Origin of the sequence: Streptomyces sp. NPDC005728 (assembly GCF_040630895.1) — a bacterium.
Classification (GTDB): Bacteria; Actinomycetota; Actinomycetes; order Streptomycetales; family Streptomycetaceae; genus Streptomyces.
Genome location: NZ_JBEXYL010000021.1, coordinates 59,897 through 77,729, shown reverse-complemented (window position 1 = coordinate 77,729; position 17,833 = coordinate 59,897). Strand labels below are relative to the sequence as shown.

Below are 17,833 nucleotides of genomic sequence, written 5' to 3'. Positions count from 1 at the left end.
CGAACGCGTCAGCCGGCCAACCGGGTCGGCTCCCGGGCCTCCACCGCGTCGACGGCACCGCCCCCGGCCGTGGCCCGCTCCCCGGGCAGCGGGCGCACCCGGTCCAGGAGTGCCAGGCCGGGGCCCACCAGGGCCGTGGTGGCCAGTGCCATCAGGGTGAGGGCGAGCAGCAGGGTGCGGTCGATCAGGCCGGCCTGGTAGCCCACGGAGAGCACCACCAGCTCGGTCAGCCCGCGGGAGTTCATCAGCAGCGCGAGGCGCAGCCACTCCGCGGCGGGCAGGCCCCGCGCCGCGGCCACGGCGGCACAGCCGACCGCCTTCACCCCGCACGCCACGACGACCACGGCACCGATGACCGCGAGCGTCGACCCGCTCCAGTCGAACGCGCCCAGGTCGAGCCGCTGCCCGTACCCGAGGAAGAAGCAGGGCAGGAGCAGGGCACCGGCCACCTGCTCCAGCATGTCGACCGCGGGCTCGGGGCCGGGCCGCAGTCTGCCGTGCAGGAAGCCGAAGAGCAGGGCACCGCACAGCTGGTGCAGCCCGAGCGCGGCGGAGACCCCGCCGGCCAGCACCCCGCCGGCCGCCAGGAGGGTGAGCCCGGCCTGCGGCGACCGGCGCATGCGACGGGCCCGGCTCAGCCACAGCAGCACCGCGACGACGGCGAGACCGCAGCCCGCGGGCAGCAGCCGGTCGGCCCGTACGGCACCGGAGGAGGCCGCCAGCGCCGCGGTCAGCACGCACCACGCCGCCGCGTCGCCCGCGGCCGCCGCCCCCAGGCTCAGCCGCCCCACCCGGGCCCCGGTGAGCCCCGCGCTCTCCAGGAGCCGCGCGAGCACCGGCAACGCCGTGACACTCAGGGCACAGCCGAGGAAGAGGGCGTACCCGGAGGGGCTGCTGTGCGCCCCGGCGAAGCGACGCGCGGGCCCCAGGGCGAGCAGCGCCCCGACCACCATGGGCACCCCGAACGACACGGCCCCGACGGCTGCGACGGTCCCGCCCCCCGGCCCCTCCCCACCGGACCGGCCCCCGTCCCCGGCCAGCCGCCGCCCCATGCCCAACGCGTACAGCGTGACCCCGAGTTGGGCCAGGGCGTCCAGGGCGGGCAGGGTCCGGGGGCCGAAGAGGAGATGGTGCGCTCCCGGGGCGAGCGCGCCCAGCAGGGAGGGCCCGGCCAGGATGCCGACGGCCAGCTCGGCGACGACCGGGGGCTGGCCGAGCGCACGGGCCACCCGCCCGGCGCCGTACGTCAGGAACAGCAGGCCGGCGAGGCCGAGCAGGAAGGCCGCCGTCGGATCCAGCGGGCCCGTGGCCGCCGTGGCGCCGCTCGTCACGCCAGGACGCCGCGGTAGACGTCCAGCACCCGCTCGGCCGCAGCCCGCCAGGAGAACCGGTCCCGGGCCCGCTCCCGCCCCGCCTCACCCATCGCACGGGCCCGCTCCGGCTGCGCGAGCAGCTGGTCGACGGCCGCGGCGAGGTCGGAGGCGAAGCGCTTGGGATCCAGCGGGGTGCCCGTGCCGTCCTGCTCCTGCTCCACCGGCACCAGCAGCCCGGTCACCCCGTCGGCCACCACCTCGGGGATCCCCCCGGTGGCGGTGGCGACCACGGCAGTGCCGCAGGCCATCGCCTCCAGGTTGACGATGCCCATCGGCTCGTACAGCGAAGGGCAGACGAACACGGAGGCGTGGGTGAGCAGTTGGCGCAACGAGGTGGTGTCCAGCATCCCGTCGATGCGGACGACACCTCCTCTGGCCCGGCGCAGCTCGTCGACCAGCGCGGCCGTCTCCGCCGCGATCTCGGGGGTGTCCGGTTGGCCGCAGCACAGCACCAGCTGCGCCGCCGGGTCCATCTCGAAGGCGGCCCGCAGCAGATGGGGCAGCCCCTTCTGCCGGGTCACCCGCCCCACGAACAGCACGAGCGGGCGGTCCGGGTCGATGCCGTACCGCTCCAGCGCGGCCGTACCGGGATCGGGCCGGTGCACCTCGGTGTCGATGCCGTTGTGCACGACGTGCACCCGCTCCGGGTCGACGTCCGGATAGACACGCAGGACGTCCTCGCGCATGCCGTGCGACACGGCGATCACCGCGTCCGCCGCCCTGACGGCGGTGCGTTCCACCAGTGAGGAGAGCCGGTAGCCGCCGCCCAGCTGCTCCGCCTTCCACGGCCGCAGGGGCTCCAGGCTGTGCGTGGTCACCACGTGCGGGATGCCGTACAGCGTCCGGGCCAGATGGCCCGCGGAGTTGGCGTACCAGGTGTGGCTGTGCACCAGGTCCGCGCCCTCGCATCCGGCGCCCATCTCGACGTTCGTGGCGAGGGTGCGCAGCACGGGGTTGGCGCCGTCCGCCAGACGCGGCTCCCGGTAGGCGGACACCCCCGGCTCCGGGCGCGGTTCGCCGAAGCAGCGCACTCGCAGGTCCACCAGGGTGCGCAGCTGCCGGGCCAGTTCCGTGACGTGCACGCCGGCGCCGCCGTAGACGGCGGGCGGGAATTCCTTGGTGAGCAGATCCACGCGTGTGTTCATCCGTACTTCCTGACGTCTACGGCCGCGAGCGGCGGTTTCCGTGCATGCCGGAGCCCGGACCCCGGCGGGGGAGGCGGGGGGTGGGGTGCGGGGAGCGGCATGTCTGTGCCCGGTCTGACCAGGGAATCCGCGACCCCGCGACGACGGGGTGGGAGAGCGGGGACCGCGGACCCCGAATCCACGCTAGGCCGAGACGGGTGTGACGCATGTCACCGCCCAAGGGAGGGAATTGCTGGGTGCATGACAGATGGCACACATGACGCAAGAGTGAGCAGCGAAGCGGCCCCGCTGTCGGACGAGGAACGGCTGGCCCAGCTCGGCTACACCCAGGTCCTCGCCCGCCGTATGTCGGCGTTCTCGAACTACGCCGTCTCCTTCACGATCATCTCGGTCCTGTCCGGCTGTCTCACCCTCTACCTCTTCGGCATGGTCACCGGCGGCCCCGCGGTGATCACCTGGGGCTGGGTGGCGGTCGGCCTGATGACCCTGTTCGTGGGCCTCTCGATGGCCGAGATCTGCTCGGCCTACCCCACCTCGGCGGGCCTGTACTTCTGGGCCCACCGCCTCGCGCCCCCGCGCTCGGCGGCGGCCTGGGCGTGGTTCACGGGCTGGTTCAACGTGCTGGGCCAGGTGGCGGTGACGGCCGGCATCGACTTCGGCGCGGCGTCCTTCCTCGGCGCCTACCTGAACCTCCAGTTCGACTTCGAGGTGACCCCCGGCCGCACGGTGCTGCTGTTCGCCGCGATCCTCGTCCTGCACGGCCTGCTGAACACCTTCGGCGTCAGGATCGTCGCGTTCCTGAACGGCGTGAGCGTGTGGTGGCACGTCCTCGGTGTCGCGGTGATCGTCGGCGCGCTGGCCTTCGTCCCCGACCACCACCAGTCGGCGACGTTCGTCTTCACGGAGTTCGTGAACAGCACGGGCTGGGGCAGCGGCCTCTACGTGGTCCTCCTGGGTCTCCTGATGGCCCAGTACACCTTCACGGGCTACGACGCCTCGGCCCACATGACGGAGGAGACCCACGACGCGTCGACGGCGGGCCCGAAGGGCATAGTCCGCTCGATCTGGACGTCCTGGATAGCCGGCTTCGTCCTCCTCCTGGGCTTCACCTTCGCCATCCAGTCGTACGACAAGGAGCTGGCGTCCCCGACCGGCGCACCCCCCGCCCAGATCCTCCTGGACGCACTGGGCGCAACGACAGGCAAACTGCTCCTCCTGGTCGTGATAGGCGCCCAGCTCTTCTGCGGAATGGCCTCGGTCACCGCAAACAGCCGCATGATCTACGCCTTCTCCCGCGACGGCGCGCTGCCCTTCTCGCGCCTCTGGCACACGGTCAGCCCCCGCACCCGCACCCCCGTCGCAGCGGTCTGGCTGGCCGCCCTCGGCGCTCTCGCCCTCGGCCTCCCCTACCTCATCAACTCGACGGCGTACGCGGCGGTGACGTCGATCGCGGTGATCGGCCTCTACATCGCCTACGTCGTCCCGACCTTCCTCCGCGTCCGCAAGGGCGACGCCTTCGAACGGGGCCCGTGGCACCTGGGCCGCTGGTCGGTCCCGATCGGCCTGGTGTCCGTCACCTGGGTGGCGGTGATCACCGTCCTCTTCATGCTTCCCCAGGTCTCCCCGGTCACCTGGAAGACCTTCAACTACGCCCCGATCGCCGTCCTCGCCGTCCTGGGCTTCGCCACCACCTGGTGGCTGGCCTCGGCCCGCCACTGGTTCCTCAACCAGGCCCCCACCCCCGCCCCGGAGCCGGTCGCCAAGTAACCTTCACCCTTCCGACGCGGCCGGGTCCCCGATACCCGATCGGAGACACGGCCTCGTCCGGCTATGCTCAGACAGGCAACATCGCCCGGGCCCTTAGCTCAATTGGCAGAGCAGTGGACTTTTAATCCATTGGTTGTGGGTTCGAGTCCCACAGGGCCTACCGGTGGCGGGTGGGGGATATGCCCTCTGACCTGCTACGCAGCGCCTGAGTCGGCTTCGGTCGGGTCGGGCGCTGCTTCGTTTTCCGGCCCGTGCGTGAGCGATGCGTGAGCGGATGTGCCCGCGAAGGAGGTCTCTGTCACCGCGTCGCTCGTACTGCGTCTGGACCCCTCGACGGTGGAGAACTTCAGCTACGACCGCCACAGCACCTGGGCGGGGAGCATCACCCTCGTGCACGACGAAGAGGGCGTCGACCTGTTCGATGCGGCGCCTGGAATCCTGCGCATGCCCGACGGCCGCGAGAGCGAGTTCATGGCCACCGGAGGCAGTGCCGGTGAGAGCGGCTGCTCGGGGCTGGGGCCTGCTCCATTCCATTCAGCCTGACTGCACAGGTCGCCGCCCCACACCAAGGTCCGTCGGCCGCAGGCAAGAGACAGTTGCGGTGCATGTGAGCGGCCTTGATCGTCTCTACCCCCCGGGGAATCGCAAACTGCTGGGATGTGCCGGCGGCCCCGGGCTTATGCGTAAACGAGATGGCTCCCGGGGCCGCGGGGACTACCGTGTAGTTATGAGTCGATGTACAGCCCCACGCCGGGGGCATCGGACCGCCAGCGGACGTGCGGCGTGCCCCGCGTGCGGCGGCGGAGGCTACAGGTACTCACCGTCCCCGTCCTACTACCCGCCGTCGGCTTACACGTCGCGGAGCAGTGGCGGGGGCGGCGCGACCAGTGGGGGCAGCTCCAGTAGCGGCAGAACGCGAGCGCCTTGGTCACCGAGCACCTCCTCCGTGACTTACACGGCTGCCGAGGTGAAGGGGCTGACTCCTGTTCGCGACGCCGCCGTGTTGCGTGCGCGTCAACAGCCAGACCTTCGCGATGTCTTCCTCTGCCACGCATGGGATGACCGACGCGGTGCCGCCAGGGAGTTGTGCGACCTGCTGGAAGCAGAGGGCGTATCCGTCTGGTTCAGCGAGAAGGACATCGCGCTCGGCCTACCGTTCATGCGGGAAATCGACAGGGGCCTGGCGAGGTCGCGTACAGGTCTCGTCCTGGTCACCCCTGCGCTACTGACACGCCTCGAGCGCGGTGGCGTCTCTGACAAGGAACTGTCGGAGCTCCTTCAACGTGACCTGCTGCTCCCTGTCGTGCACGAGACGACCTACGGCGAACTCCGGAATATCAGCCCCCTGCTCGCATCCCGAAACGGGTTGGACACGGCGGAGGATTCGATGGCAGTAGTTGCCACCAAGATCGCCGAACTGGTCTCCGTTGAGGACGACCAGCTCGCAGTGAACTAGGCGTTCGGCGGCGTGCCCTGGGAAGACATCGCCACCTTTTCCACTGCTGCGCTCGGCGCGATCGCGACAGCCGGCGCCTGGCTGGCTGCCCGCCGGTCTGCGGCCACGGCGGAGACGTTGACTCGCATCGAACGGGATCGGCGACACGAAGAGCGACGGCCCCAGCTGGAATTGAGCATGGATAACCGGTCCCAGGACCACTCCATGCTCAACGTGCACCTGGCCGGCCCCGACGAGTTGGGGGTGGTCGAGTTCGTGAGCATTCGTGTCGATGATGACGACAGGAATCGCAGCAATCTGACACCTGGCAGAGTGACCGCGGAGGACATCTCGAACCACGTCTGGGGGCCATTCAGGTTCACGCCCCGCGTGAACGAAGCCGACGAGCACAGTCGTACCCTCGGCTCGTTCGCCCTGCGCGTGGGGCGGGGCCACCCGTTCCAGATGGAGCGGACCAGGCCCGGCCACTGGATGGAGGGTAAGACGATGGAAACCTGGCAGGACGACTACCGTGGTCACCCCGTTCGACTGGTCATCACCTGTCGTGTCGGGGACGAGGAGTGGGTACTTGCCCGGCGACTCCCCAACGAGCCCTACTAATAGCTGGCCCGGACCGCAATCAAATCCACCGACGGAGCGGGTGGCCTGTGGCTGGCGTAGTTGCCTAGGCAACCGTGGTCAGAACTAGCGCCTTCAGTCACTCTGTGGCAGACGAATCCGTGGTTGCCGGACGTGACCGGGGGACCAGCTTCGCTGCCTTCTCGGCGATTTCACGGTCCAGCTCGGGGAGCAGGCTCGTGTACGTGTCCGAGGTCAGTGTGATGGTGGAGTGCCGCAGGGTCTCTTTCACGGCGTGGATGTCGCCTCCACCTCCGTGCGTGAGCGTCGCGGCGACGTGGCGTAGGTCCCGCAGGGTGATGGGTGGCAGATCGGTCGTGGCGAGGATGCGGCGGAAGGTTTCGGAGACCGTCCCGGGGTGGAGCCACGAGCCGTCTTCCTTCGTGAAGACCTTGCCGGTGTCCTGCCAGGCTTCGGCCCACTCCGCTCGCTCCTTCTCCTGGCGGGCTTTGTGGTCGCGCAGTTCGGAGATGGTCGTGCTGTCGAGCGCGATCGTGTTCGCGCTACCGTCCGTCTTCGGCTCCGATTCGTAGGGGTCCCAGCCGTCCACCACGATCTCCTTGGCGGGCGTGATGAGGCCGGCGTCGAGGTCGATCTCGTGCCAGTCCTGGCCGACCGCCTCGCCGCGACGGAGGCCGCGGGTACCCATGAGGTGGAAGATCGCGTACAGGCGGTCGCCCTCGGCTGCGTCGAGAAAGGCGCCGAACTGCTGCGGGGTCCACACCATCACGGGGCCGGGGATCTCACCCGTCTCGCGCCAGCGCCGGACTCGTTCATCGGTCCAGAGAAGGGGCTTCGGGCGCTTGCCGGACTCCAACTCGACGTGTGACGCCGGGTTGAAGGTGATGAGCTGCTGGGCGATCGCGGAGTTCAGGGCCGCGCGCAAGGTGCGGCGGATCGCCTGACGGGATGCCGGACCTGTGATCTTCCGGAACGGCTTCATCTCTGCCAGCTTGGCGCGCTCGACCGCGAGTAGCTTTCGCTCGGCTCCTACGGGGCGGCCGGGCTTACTCGGCTTGCAGCGGGCGATCTGTTCGCGGCGGGCCTCGTTCTCGGCCGCGATGACCTCGTTGTCGTCGGCTATCCCGTCGAACATCTCCACCAGGTGGCCGACGTTGAGGCGGTCGAGACGTACGTGGCCGATGCGCGGCTTCAGGTGGACGCGGATGTGGGAGGCGTAGCCGTTGAGCGTGGTCTTGCGGCGCTTCTTCGCGGCGAACCACTGGTCGAGCCACTCGCCAACGGTGAGGCTGCCACGGAGGGCCAGGCCCGCCCTCAGACGGCGTCGGGTCTCCTCGATGGCCGGGAGTGGGGCCTTCTCGACCGCGACCTCCTCCAGCATGTCGACGAGGCGCTGAAGGCTGTCCGGGTCGTCCTTCTCCGCGAGGGTGAGTAGGGAGCGGACGTGGTCAAGGTCGGCCTGCGCGTCCTTGAGGGACTCGTAGCCGGCGCGGCTGAAGGAGCGGCGGGTTCCGTCTTCGCGGGGCGGGAGTTCCTGGCGTATGGAGTACGAGCCGTGCTTGCGGCTGGAGAGCTTGGGGCACTTCTTGCCGAGCGGCTTACCGGTGTGGGGGTCGCGGCAGTAGCAGCGGCGGTGGGTGGAACCCTTCAAAGATCGTTCTCCTCGGTGGTGCTGGGGTCGGTCTCAGGTGGGTCGACGTCAGCGAGTTCCGGCGGCAGGTGCGGTGGGGTGCCGCCGTCTTCGCGGATGAAGGCACGGGCGCTGCGGAGCCGGTACTTGGCTTCCAACGCCCTTTCTGCATAGTCGGTTTGGGCGAGTACGGCTTCCTCGCGTTCTGCCCGGTTGGGCGCTGTCTCGGCCTTCCAGCGCTCGTGCTTCTCGCCCTTCAGGGCGGTCAGGGCGGCGCGCTGGTGGCGGACGTGGGCACGGAAGGAACGAAGCATGTCGTCTTCCAAGCCGAAGTCCTCGCTGTCACCGGTGAACCAGCGCATGGCATCCCAGGTCGGTTCGGAGTGCTGAAGGGGAAGGCGTTGGACTCGGTCGACGTAGCCGACGGGGTAGAGGAGGCAGATCGGGTAGGTCCGCAGGGCTTCGGCGAGGACGATGACGTCGACCAGGGGCAGGTTGGCTCGGCGGCCGGATTCCATGTTGGCGATCACGTTGCGCGGGATCGGGTGCCCGATCTCCTCACAGCGGTCCGCCAGGTCCTGGGCGCTCATCCCTAGCTCCTTCCTTCGTCTGCGGACTTCGGCGGCCACGGTGGCCATCACCTGGTCCACCCACTCCGGGACGTCGTCCTCGTCCCCTCCAGCATCCCAACCGTGTTGTGTCATGAGGACACATTAGCTTCCCTAACGTTGATTCCATGGCTTGGAGACGAGCGCGATTGCCGTGTTCGCCGAGGGCTCAGTCATGGATGGAGTGCGTATGCGCGAGAACGAACTCGTCGGCCGAGTGAAGGGCATGAGTCGAGAGGAGCTGCTGGAGCTTCCCGCTGCCGTTGACCTGGAGACGGGTAATCGTGCGCTGGGGCTCGGGCGGAGCAAGGGGTACGAGCTGGCGAAGCGCGGCCAGTACCCGTGCAAGGTGCTGCGGCTGGGCAACGCCTACCGGGTGGTGACCGCCGACCTGCTGGCTCTGCTGGGCTTGGCCGCGTGAGAGCGGGAGTCATAGCAGCCCGTTCTGCGCTGAGCTGACACAGAAACGCTGGACTGTTGCCGGGCGTCGACGTACGGTCCGTGTTCCCTCGCGATGGCCTGGCGCCCGCGAGAAAGGGGTGGGCCCCCGGCGGTGCAACGCCGGAGGCCCGAGCAACCCCGAACGGCCCTGGAAGAACCAACCCGGCGGCAAAGGCGTGCGAGCCCGCCACCGCCAGACGAGGAGCTGCCGAGTGCAACCCGAGAACCCCGAGCCCTATTCCGCCCCAGCCCAGGCTGTCTGGCCCGCAGCGGCCATCCCCGGCCGACCCGGCGCCCACCTGCGCGCCGCGCAGGCTGACGGCGCCGATCCTCGCCCCAGCGGTGGTGCGGACGCCCGGAGTGCCGACGAGGCGGAGGCGCCGAGCGGCCTGGAGGAGATACCCGATGCGGAGCCGACCCACGGCTCGAAGCTGCTGGATGAACTGCGTGCACAGATCGCCCAGTTCGTGATCCCGCCCTCGCCGGAGGCCCTGGACGCCATCACCCTGTGGGTGGCGGCGACGCACCTACAGCCCGCGTGGCAGCACGCACCGCGCCTGGCGGTGGTGGGGCCGGCGAAGCGGTGCGGCAAGTCGCGTCTCCTCGACGTGCTGACCGAGACGGTCCACGAACCGATGCTCACCATCAACACCACACCGGCGGCCATCTTCCGGTCGATCACCGAGGAGAACCCGCCAACACTCCTGGTGGACGAGGCCGACACCATCTTCGGCACCCCGAAGATGGCCGAGAAGAACGAGGAGATGCGTGGTCTGCTCAACGCTGGCCACCAGCGCAACCGGTACGTCACCCGGGTCGTCGGAAACGACCACACCCCGCACCGCTTCGCGACGTTCGCCATGGCGGCCATCGCAGGGATCGGGGACCTGCCCGACACGGTCATGGACCGGGCCATCGTGATCCGCATGCGGCGCCGGGCCGAGGGCGAGAAGGTCAAGCCCTTCCGGTCGCGGCGCGACATCCCGGCCTTGCACGAGCTCCGCGACCGCATCCATGCGTGGGCCCAGCCGCTCCTGGATGAGGCCGCGAACCTGGAGCCAGACATGCCGGTCGAGGACCGTGCCGCCGACACCTGGGAGCCTCTGGTGATCGTCGCCGACCTGGCCGGTGGGCGTTGGCCCCGGCTGGCGCGGGTCGCCTGTGCGCGGATGGTCGCCGCCGAAGAGGCGGCCGAGGAGGACCACCCCAGCGGTGCCCGTATCCTCGCCGACATCCGCCGGGTCTTCGTCGCCCAGCGCGAGGTGGACAGCCTGTCCACCGAGGAACTCCTCCATCACCTGCGCCAGGACCCCGAGGCCCCGTGGGCGGAATGGGGACGCGGTGGGCTGAACGCCCGTGAACTGGGCAGGATGCTCAGCGCGTACGAGATCAAGTCCGGCAACGTGCGCATGGCCGACCGGACCCAGCGCAAGGGCTACATGCGCAACAAGTTCCTCGATGCCTGGCGCCGGTACTGCCCCGCCGTCCACCCCGTCGACGCCGACACTACTCACGGCGAGGACTGAGGCCCGCCCCCGGTTGCCGTACCTGCCGTCCCTGCCGTGATCTCGCAGGTCAAAGGGCATGCAGCCAAGACGGGAACCGGGGCCAAGACGGCACCGCGCTCCACCATTCGCAACCCGCCGCCAAGACGGTGCCCGCATCCGTCTTGCGCCGTCCCCCGCCGTCCTGCCGTATCACCGTAGGTCACAGCCCTGCCCACCGGGATGGAAGGCGTAACGCCTCTGTCCCGACTCGGGACACGGCCCACCCTGGGCCCGCCAGACGCCCCGACGTCGTGTTCCGACTCGGAACACGACGTCGGCGGCACCCGCCAGGACGGAGAGCCGAGGCGGTTGCCGTACCTGCTCTGACCTGCACTTGCAACGGCCAAGACGGCAAAGACGCACCACACCACTACCCCCAGGAGTACCCCGCTTGAGGATCCCTCGCATGTCCCGTCGCCGAGACCGCCCGCTGCGGGGCGACCAGCCCGGCCTGGAGCAGCCGGTGAAGACGAAGCTGACTGCGGAGCAGTACGTGCTCCGCACGGCCGGCGTCGTCATCGTGGCCCTTACCGCCGGTGCGTTCTGGCTCTCCTACGCTCACCTGGCGGACGTCGCTGCCCAGCACGGGCTCCGCGACTCGCCGACCCGCCGATGGGCGTGGCCCGCGACGCTGGACGCGTTCATCGTCGCGGGCGAGCTGCTCATGCTCCGTGCGGGCCTGCGCCGTGTCACCGACAAATGGGCCATCAGCGTCACCGCCATCGGATCGGTCGGCTCCATCGGGCTCAACGTGGCCGGGGTGACGGGCACGCGCGAAGTCGGCAGCGTGCCGCTGCTCGACTACGTGGTCGCCGCGGTTCCCCCGGCCGCCGCGATGGTGGCCTTCGGCGTGCTGATGCGGCAGATCCACGAACTCGTCGCACAGCCTGCTGTCGACCGTTCGGCCCCCGATTCAGCGCAGGTGCCGCAACCACCGGCCACCCCATCCGTCCACCCGGCCGGCAGGCCGGCCACCGCAGTCGGCCCGTCTGCCGAGGTTCCGGCTGAGGGCGTCCGGCCTGCCGGCCTACTGGTTCAGCCCGGTCGGACCACCGAGCCGCCGACCGCCGCATCCGTCCAGCTGCCGGAATCGCCCGCCGATGCCGCAGCAGGCAAGCCGCGCGGTGGGCGTCCGCCCGGCGCCCCGCTTGAGGTACTCGTGGAGATCGGCCGGGCTGCAGCCGCTGAGCAGGGCAAGCTCACCCGGACGGTCGTCCGAACGGCAGTTGAGGACAAAGGGCTGACGATCGGCAGCAAGCGGCTGACCGACGTGATGGACATCCTCCGGGCCGAACCCGAAGCCCCAGCCGAGACCGACCGGCCCGGCGACTGACCGGAACCGCCACCGGGTGACCGGAACCCTTCCGGTCACCCGGCCCGCCAGCCACCGCCCCGTGCAACGCGCGAGCGTCCACACCTGTGGACGAGGCGGCAGCCGCCCGAACTCCATCTGATCTCTGCGGTGACCCGCACGCCCTCCCACCTCTTCTCCGGAGAACCGTCCATGACGCACGACCCGCTCCACCCCGAGGACACGCCCGACGAGCTGCCGACGCTGACGAAGTCCCCTACGCTGATGGACCGTTGGCGCCGCGCGTTCGGACGGGCTGCCCCAGGCGGAGCCAGTAGTACCCCGAGTCCGACTCACAGCCGGTCTTCGGGGGTCTCCGCCCCGGGGGTGGCGGAGGAGGCCCAGCGCCAGGGGGCGCCAGGCCAGGACGTCGGGACCGAGGGCAGCCCCGACGAGGACACGCTCCGCACCGTCCAGCGCGAGACCCTGCGCCCCGTACGTGGCACCGACACCGCCGAGAGCGTCGGCGGTGAGCCCGTCGTGAAGAGCGTCCAGCCCACGATCCGCCGCTTCACCGGAGACAAACGCAAGGAGCGTGTCGGCCCCCTGCGCTTCACGACCGATCAGCTCGCCCTCCTCCAGGAGGCCACTGCCGAGCACGGCTACAAGGGCGAGGGCGGCTTCGCCGCCGACGTCGTCGTCGCCTTCATCACCGGCCGGTTCACCGCCAACCTGCCCCTGTCCGAGGACCGCCGCCGCACCCACCACTTCCGCGCCCAGGTCCTGCGCCAGCTCAACCGGATCGGCGTCAACGTCAACCAGATCGCCCGCGCCCTCAACAGCGACCACACCCCAACCGACATCCGCCAGCATCTGACCGAACTCCGCCAACTCCTGGAGCTGATCGCCGAGGCCCTGCGCCAGCCCACCGACCCGGACACGGAGGCAGCCGCGTGATCGCCGCCATCAAACCGGCCGGGTCCAACACCCGCGGCCTGCTCGCCTACCTCTACGGCCCCGGAGACCACGACGAGCACCTCGACCCGCACATCGTCGCCGGATTCGCGATGCTCGGCATGCCCGACCCCGGCCGCGACGAGAACGCCACCCTCACCGAACTCGCCCGCTACCTCGACGAGCCCGTACGGCTGCGCAACAGCGAGTTCGGCAGGAAGGTCACCGATCATGTCTGGCACTGCCCGGTGCGCGCCGCCCCCGAGGACCGCTACCTCTCCGACACCGAGTGGGGCGAGATCGCCCAGCGCATCGTCCAGGCCGCTGGCATCGCCCCCGCCGGTGACGACCTCGCCTGCCGCTGGATCGCCGTGCGTCACGCCGACGACCACATCCACATCCTGGCGACCACCGTTCGCGAAGACGGCCGACGCCCCAAACTCCACGACAGCGGCATCCGCGTCGGCGACGCCTGCCGCGAGATCGAAAAGGACTACGGGCTCAGGCAGTTGAAGAAGGGTGACCGCACCGGCGCCCGCCGCCCCACCCAGGCCGAGATGCACAAGGCCGAACGCCTCGGCTGGGAACAGCCCAGCCGCGAGTGGCTCCAGGACCGCATCCGCGCCGCCATCCCGCATGCGACCAACGCCGAGGAATTCATCGCCTACCTCGAAGCGAGCGGCGTCGAGGTCCAGGTCCGCCGCGGCCCGTCAGGCGACCTCCTCGGCTACGCCGCCGGACGCCCCGGCGACCTCAACGAGGCCGGCGAGCAGATCTACCACCCCGGAAGCAAGATCTCCCCTGACCTCTCCCTGCCCAAGATCACGACCCGCCTCGAATCCAGCCGGCCCGAGGAACACCCCACCGCCCGCCGCAACCACCCCAGCACCCCCTGGCAGCAGGCGACCGACGCCCTCGACACCCTCCACACTGACCTCGCCGACGACACCCACGCCCAGGCCCACATCACCGCCCTCGGTGAACTGCTCGAAGCCACCGCCCAGAAGGCACCCGCCAACCTGCGCACCGAACTCCAGGCCGCCGCCAAGGCATTCGCCCGAGCCCAGCGCTCCCAAATTCGAGCCGAAGACCGAGCCGCCCACGCGCTGCGCAGCGCGGCACGCGACATCGTCCACACCGCCACCGGCCCCGACGGCAGCGCACTGGCCGCCCTGCTCGCAGCCCTCGTCTGGGCCACCATCGTCGCCAGGCGCTGGCACGAAGCGAAGAACCACGCCCACCAGACCGACGCCGCCCGCCAGGCCGTCCAGCACCTCCAGACAGCCGCCGACCGCGCCCTCACCCCGACACTCGCCGAACTCACAGCCCGACCGCCCAGGGAGCAAACCCGCCGCGTTCTCGCGAACGACGTACGAGCAGCCGTCCCCGACCACGCCGAGCGCATCCTCGCCGACCCGGCCTGGCCCGCGCTCGCCACCGTCCTCGCCGACGCCGAAGCCCGCGGCCACCAACCCCACCAGCTCCTCAAGGAGGCTGCTGCCCAGCGCGAGTTGACCAGCGCCCGCCAACCGGCCCGAGTGCTGATCACCCGTATCCAGCACACCGGCCGGAACCCGGCCCCGAACCGCCGCGCTGAAGCTGCCCGCCGACGCTCGACCATCACACCCTCGGTCCGCGTCCAGCAGATCCAAAATGGTCAGACTCCATCGACGACTACGACGCCCGCCGAACAGCAGCACCGCCGGCGCCGTTAGACACCGTCAGAGCCGCAAGGGTTGTGTTCCTCCAGGATCGGAGGAACGTGCGAGGCTTTCCCGGATCACGCGATCACTGGCGCGCAGAGCCGCCGTCAGTTCTCCTCGCAGCTCGTCCGGGAGGGCCCCTGAGCCGAGGGCGCAGGCGCGCACCAGCGCGCGACAGTTCTGCACTTGCCGGTCCGTGGCGATCTCGGTGTACAGAGGGTGAGCCAAGATCTCGCGGGCCGCATAGCCGTCTTCGGTGTCCGTCGTCCTGCGGTGGAGGTCCTCGACGATGCCGTGCGCGGTGAGCGCCTCGGCGGAACCGATCGCGTCGAGGACCGTAAGTCCGAGCCGGGTGTCGAAGACGATCATCCCGGGTTCGGTCTTCCGTCCGGAGTAGACCGTCACCAGGTCCGCCAGGTGCCCGTCGATCGGCTGCCCGGCGTCGCGGCGGCATAGGACGGTCAGGCATGTCGTGACGGCTTGTTCCCATGGGTCGCCGGGCATCGTGTCGGCAAGGAGGGCAGCGGCCCACGCGGTGTCACCCGCAACGAGAGCGGCGAGGACGGCGACCTGCCGACCGTCGAGCATCCGCTTTCCGATGCCATGGTGGGCCTCGATGTGCGCCAGCGCTTCGGCCCATCGTCCCTCGGTGGTGAGGGTGCGCGTGCCGTCTGCGAGGAGGACGCGCCACAGCCACGCGCGAACCTCCTGGCGGTCTTCGCCGGTCTCAGTGAGGTTCGCGGGTACGGTGACGTGCTCGAACCGGGCGGCTGCGCCCGCCTCGACGGCCTTGTACAGGTTGAGGAGTCGCTGCCGACCCTCATCGGCGTGACCGGCGCGGATCTGGAGGCGAGCGAGGTTGACGACCGGTTCCAGTCCTCGGATCGCGCTCATGCCGGGCAGGGGGCAGGCATGAAGGTAGGCGGCGGCGTGCTGGTGGCACATCTCGTGGGCGAGGTCGGGGAGGTCGAGGTCGGAGGCGATGAGCGCGGCCTGGTTGTAGACGGCCGATGCGAGCCCCTGGTCAGTCTCTTTCACCGCGGTGTCGGCCAGGTCGACGAGTGCGCGTACTCGTTCAGGCAGGGGCAGGCAGGTGGGTCGGAATCGGGCGACGAGCGGGAAGCGCTGGGCTGTGGAGCCGTGTGGGTCCATGGATCCCCCTTGTCGAGAGTGAGGAATGCTGAGGCGGCGGTGCCCGCCAGCCATGTATCGACGGGCACCGTCCGCTACGCGTGGGGTGTCAACGCCAGTCGACGACGATGCGGTTCAGCGGCGTGTCGAGGGCGAAGAGGTCGGGGCGCTGCTCGATGGCAGGGGCGTCGAGGGGCTGAATCTCGAACGTGGCCTCACGACTTCGGTACTTCCTGTCCCAGGTACGGATGGTATCGGCGACCTTCGCGGCCAGCTCGTCGCAGCCGGGGCCGTGGCCGATGACGCCGAACTCCCAGAGCTTGTCGCCCTTGGAGGTCGTCTTCTTGGACACGCGCCGGGCGAGGTAGGTGACGGCGCCCTTGTCGACGACCGCAGTTGATGAGGGGTAGGGGTCCTCCGTGAGTAGCGCGCCCTTGGCGCTCTGGGGGAACAGCATCCGGATGAGGCCGGAGGGCAGGGAGCAGGTGAGGAACAGTTCCATCCACTCCGGCGATTCCATGGCGCGGACCGTCATGCCGGTCCACTCCTCGGTGCGCGGCTGGTCGAGTACACCTGCGAGGGCGTCGGCGTCGATGTTGAGTCCGGCGGGGGCCTGGAGTCGTACGGTGCCGTCCGTGCTGAGCGGGATCACTCGGCGGTCGTCGTCGGCGATGCCTCGCCGAAGTGGCATGAAGGTGTTCATCTCGCTGCCGAGGGAGACCCATCGGCCGTCACGCTGCTCGTAGGCAATGGAGCGGGACACCGTGCCCTTGAGACGCTGGGGGACGAGAAGCCGACCGCCGGGGGCAAGCTGCTGCAGCCAGGCGTGCGGCACACCGTGCGCGCCGACGGTGGCGATGATCCGGTCGTACGGCGCTGCTTCGGCGTAGCCGAGTGCCCCGTCGCGGGTCACGGCCTGGACGTTGGTGATCCCGGCGGCGGCGAGGTGCGTGCGGGCGCCCTCAACGAGGTCGTCGTCGACGTCGAGGGTGGTCACGTGTCCGTTCTCGCCGACCAGGTGGGCGAGCAGACCGGCGTTGTAGCCGGTGCCAGCGCCGAGTTCGAGGATGCGCTCGCCGGGCTGGGCTTCGAGCTGGTCCAGCATGAGGGCGACGACGCCCGGCTGGGAGGCGCAGGAGATGGACGTGCCCTCGGTGTCGTACTTGATGTGCACCGGTGCGTTGTCGTAGGCGTCTTCGAGGGACGCGTCGGGCACGAACACGTGGCGGGGCACGGTCCGCAACGCGGTCTCGACGGCGGGCGTACGGGCGTGTCCGTCCGCGCGGAGCTGGTCGACCAGGGCGTTGCGGAGGCGCTCGGCGTCCGCCGTGGGGGTGCTGATCGTGTCGGTGGTCACCGCGCCGACGCTAACGGCGTCGGCCGTTGCCTCGGTGGGTGGCTCGGTGTGGTCACTCGTTCCCATGACTACCTCTCGTGCGATGTGGGACAGGGCGCTCTGGTCGTCCCGGAGGAGACCGGCGCGGTTGGCGTGGAAGATCACGTGGTGGGCGATGACGGCTCGCAGGCCGCGGGTGAGGGCGCCGCGGCCTGCGAGGTCTGCGAGCGTGGCGCCGGCCCGTTCGAAGGCGGTCACCCATTCCTCGTGAGCGTGGAGTGGGCCATCCGGGCGGCAGAGGCTGTGGGCGTCGGCGGTCATGAGCTTGCGCATGGCCGGAGCCAGTTCGGCGGTTCGTTCGGGCGGTTGTGGAGCGGTGGCCGGTCGAAGGGCCACGACCTTCGCCCATACGTCGCCCTGTTCGAACCAGTCGAGTCCAGCACCACGCATCATGACGCTCGCCAGCAGGACGGCGGTCTCCCGGCGTCCCAGGTGCATCTGGCTCGGCTGGTAGGTGAGCAGGTGGCGGGAATCGCTGTGGAACAGTTCGTGGGCTGTGTCCATGGCCTCCGGGCCGCCGAACGTGTCGGTCTCGGGCTCGTAGATGCAGGGCAGGCACGACACGGCCACGCCGTCGCCGATGAGATCGCTCAGGAGCGACTCAATGGCTGGTGAGGGCTTGTCGGCGAGGTAACGCAGCGGCCATGGCTGCTTGTTCATGAACCACCAGCCGGTGAGCTGCCCGTCGGCCTCAGCCTCGATCAGGGTGGGGCCGAGGCGTTCGGCGATGGTGCGCCGGGCAATCTCGCGGTCGACGAAGGTGATGTTGTGCTGCTGCCAGCGGTCGGGAGGCATTGAGGTCCTTCGGTCGG

At 70.0% G+C, this 17,833-nt stretch carries 15 protein-coding genes and 1 tRNA gene; 10 read left to right on the top strand and 6 right to left on the bottom strand.

All coding sequences use genetic code 11. From position 1 onward, the window contains the following. Positions 1-8: 8 nt before the first annotated feature. On the bottom strand, positions 9-1,331 hold the full coding sequence (locus ABZ471_RS16845) for a cation:proton antiporter (protein ID WP_359067090.1): 1,323 nt from the start codon (positions 1,329-1,331) through the stop codon (positions 9-11). Then, a complete protein-coding gene (glgA, locus tag ABZ471_RS16840) occupies positions 1,328-2,506 on the bottom strand; it encodes a glycogen synthase (RefSeq protein WP_359067175.1) in 1,179 nt (392 codons plus the stop codon). The genes ABZ471_RS16845 and glgA overlap by 4 nt, the downstream gene beginning before the upstream one ends. A gap of 252 nt (positions 2,507-2,758) precedes the next feature. On the opposite strand from glgA, the gene ABZ471_RS16835 reads away from it, so the two are divergent. The 5 genes from ABZ471_RS16835 (at position 2,759) to ABZ471_RS16815 (ending at position 6,341) form a co-directional block, all read left to right on the top strand. Further along, entirely contained in the window at positions 2,759-4,285 is a 1,527-nt protein-coding gene (locus ABZ471_RS16835; RefSeq protein ID WP_359067087.1) for an amino acid permease, read from the top strand. A gap of 87 nt (positions 4,286-4,372) precedes the next feature. Beyond that, positions 4,373-4,445, top strand: a tRNA-Lys gene (locus ABZ471_RS16830). A 116-nt stretch (positions 4,446-4,561) separates the two neighbouring features. Beyond that, positions 4,562-4,828, top strand: coding sequence for a hypothetical protein (locus ABZ471_RS16825; RefSeq protein ID WP_359067085.1), 267 nt, complete (start codon positions 4,562-4,564; stop codon positions 4,826-4,828). A gap of 403 nt (positions 4,829-5,231) precedes the next feature. Continuing rightward, entirely contained in the window at positions 5,232-5,741 is a 510-nt protein-coding gene (locus tag ABZ471_RS16820; RefSeq protein WP_359067083.1) for a toll/interleukin-1 receptor domain-containing protein, read from the top strand. Positions 5,742-5,753: 12 nt separating this feature from the next. Beyond that, positions 5,754-6,341, top strand: a complete 588-nt coding sequence (locus tag ABZ471_RS16815; protein WP_359067081.1) for a hypothetical protein — start codon at positions 5,754-5,756, stop codon at positions 6,339-6,341. Between the two features lie 97 nt (positions 6,342-6,438). On the opposite strand, the gene ABZ471_RS16810 is transcribed toward ABZ471_RS16815, so the two are convergent. Continuing rightward, positions 6,439-7,971, bottom strand: coding sequence for a site-specific integrase (locus ABZ471_RS16810; RefSeq protein ID WP_359067078.1), 1,533 nt, complete (start codon positions 7,969-7,971; stop codon positions 6,439-6,441). Then, positions 7,968-8,654, bottom strand: coding sequence for a helix-turn-helix transcriptional regulator (locus tag ABZ471_RS16805; protein ID WP_359067076.1), 687 nt, complete (start codon positions 8,652-8,654; stop codon positions 7,968-7,970). The genes ABZ471_RS16810 and ABZ471_RS16805 overlap by 4 nt, the downstream gene beginning before the upstream one ends. A 94-nt stretch (positions 8,655-8,748) precedes the next feature. Here ABZ471_RS16805 and ABZ471_RS16800 point away from each other — a divergent pair, with 94 nt between their 5' ends. The 5 genes from ABZ471_RS16800 (at position 8,749) to ABZ471_RS16780 (ending at position 14,506) form a co-directional block, all read left to right on the top strand. Continuing rightward, positions 8,749-8,979: a hypothetical protein gene (locus ABZ471_RS16800; RefSeq protein WP_351191296.1), complete on the top strand. Its 231-nt coding sequence runs from the start codon at positions 8,749-8,751 to the stop codon at positions 8,977-8,979. A gap of 232 nt (positions 8,980-9,211) precedes the next feature. Continuing rightward, on the top strand, positions 9,212-10,525 hold the full coding sequence (locus ABZ471_RS16795; protein WP_359067073.1) for a DUF3631 domain-containing protein: 1,314 nt from the start codon (positions 9,212-9,214) through the stop codon (positions 10,523-10,525). A gap of 427 nt (positions 10,526-10,952) precedes the next feature. Beyond that, positions 10,953-11,879, top strand: a complete 927-nt coding sequence (locus ABZ471_RS16790) for a DUF2637 domain-containing protein (RefSeq protein WP_359067071.1) — start codon at positions 10,953-10,955, stop codon at positions 11,877-11,879. A gap of 129 nt (positions 11,880-12,008) precedes the next feature. Further along, entirely contained in the window at positions 12,009-12,794 is a 786-nt protein-coding gene (locus ABZ471_RS16785) for a MobC family plasmid mobilization relaxosome protein (protein WP_359067069.1), read from the top strand. Next, complete coding sequence (locus tag ABZ471_RS16780; protein ID WP_359067067.1) at positions 12,791-14,506, top strand: relaxase/mobilization nuclease domain-containing protein; 1,716 nt, start codon at positions 12,791-12,793, stop codon at positions 14,504-14,506. Before ABZ471_RS16785 ends, ABZ471_RS16780 begins: the two co-directional genes overlap by 4 nt. Before the next feature lie 6 nt (positions 14,507-14,512). Here ABZ471_RS16780 and ABZ471_RS16775 read toward each other — a convergent pair whose 3' ends face one another. Next, positions 14,513-15,646 carry a hypothetical protein gene (locus tag ABZ471_RS16775; RefSeq protein ID WP_359067065.1) on the bottom strand — a complete coding sequence of 378 codons (1,134 nt, stop codon included), beginning with the start codon at positions 15,644-15,646 and terminating at the stop codon, positions 14,513-14,515. 88 nt (positions 15,647-15,734) lie between these two features. Then, positions 15,735-17,816: a methyltransferase, FxLD system gene (gene fxlM / locus ABZ471_RS16770; RefSeq protein WP_359067063.1), complete on the bottom strand. Its 2,082-nt coding sequence runs from the start codon at positions 17,814-17,816 to the stop codon at positions 15,735-15,737. Positions 17,817-17,833: the final 17 nt, after the last annotated feature.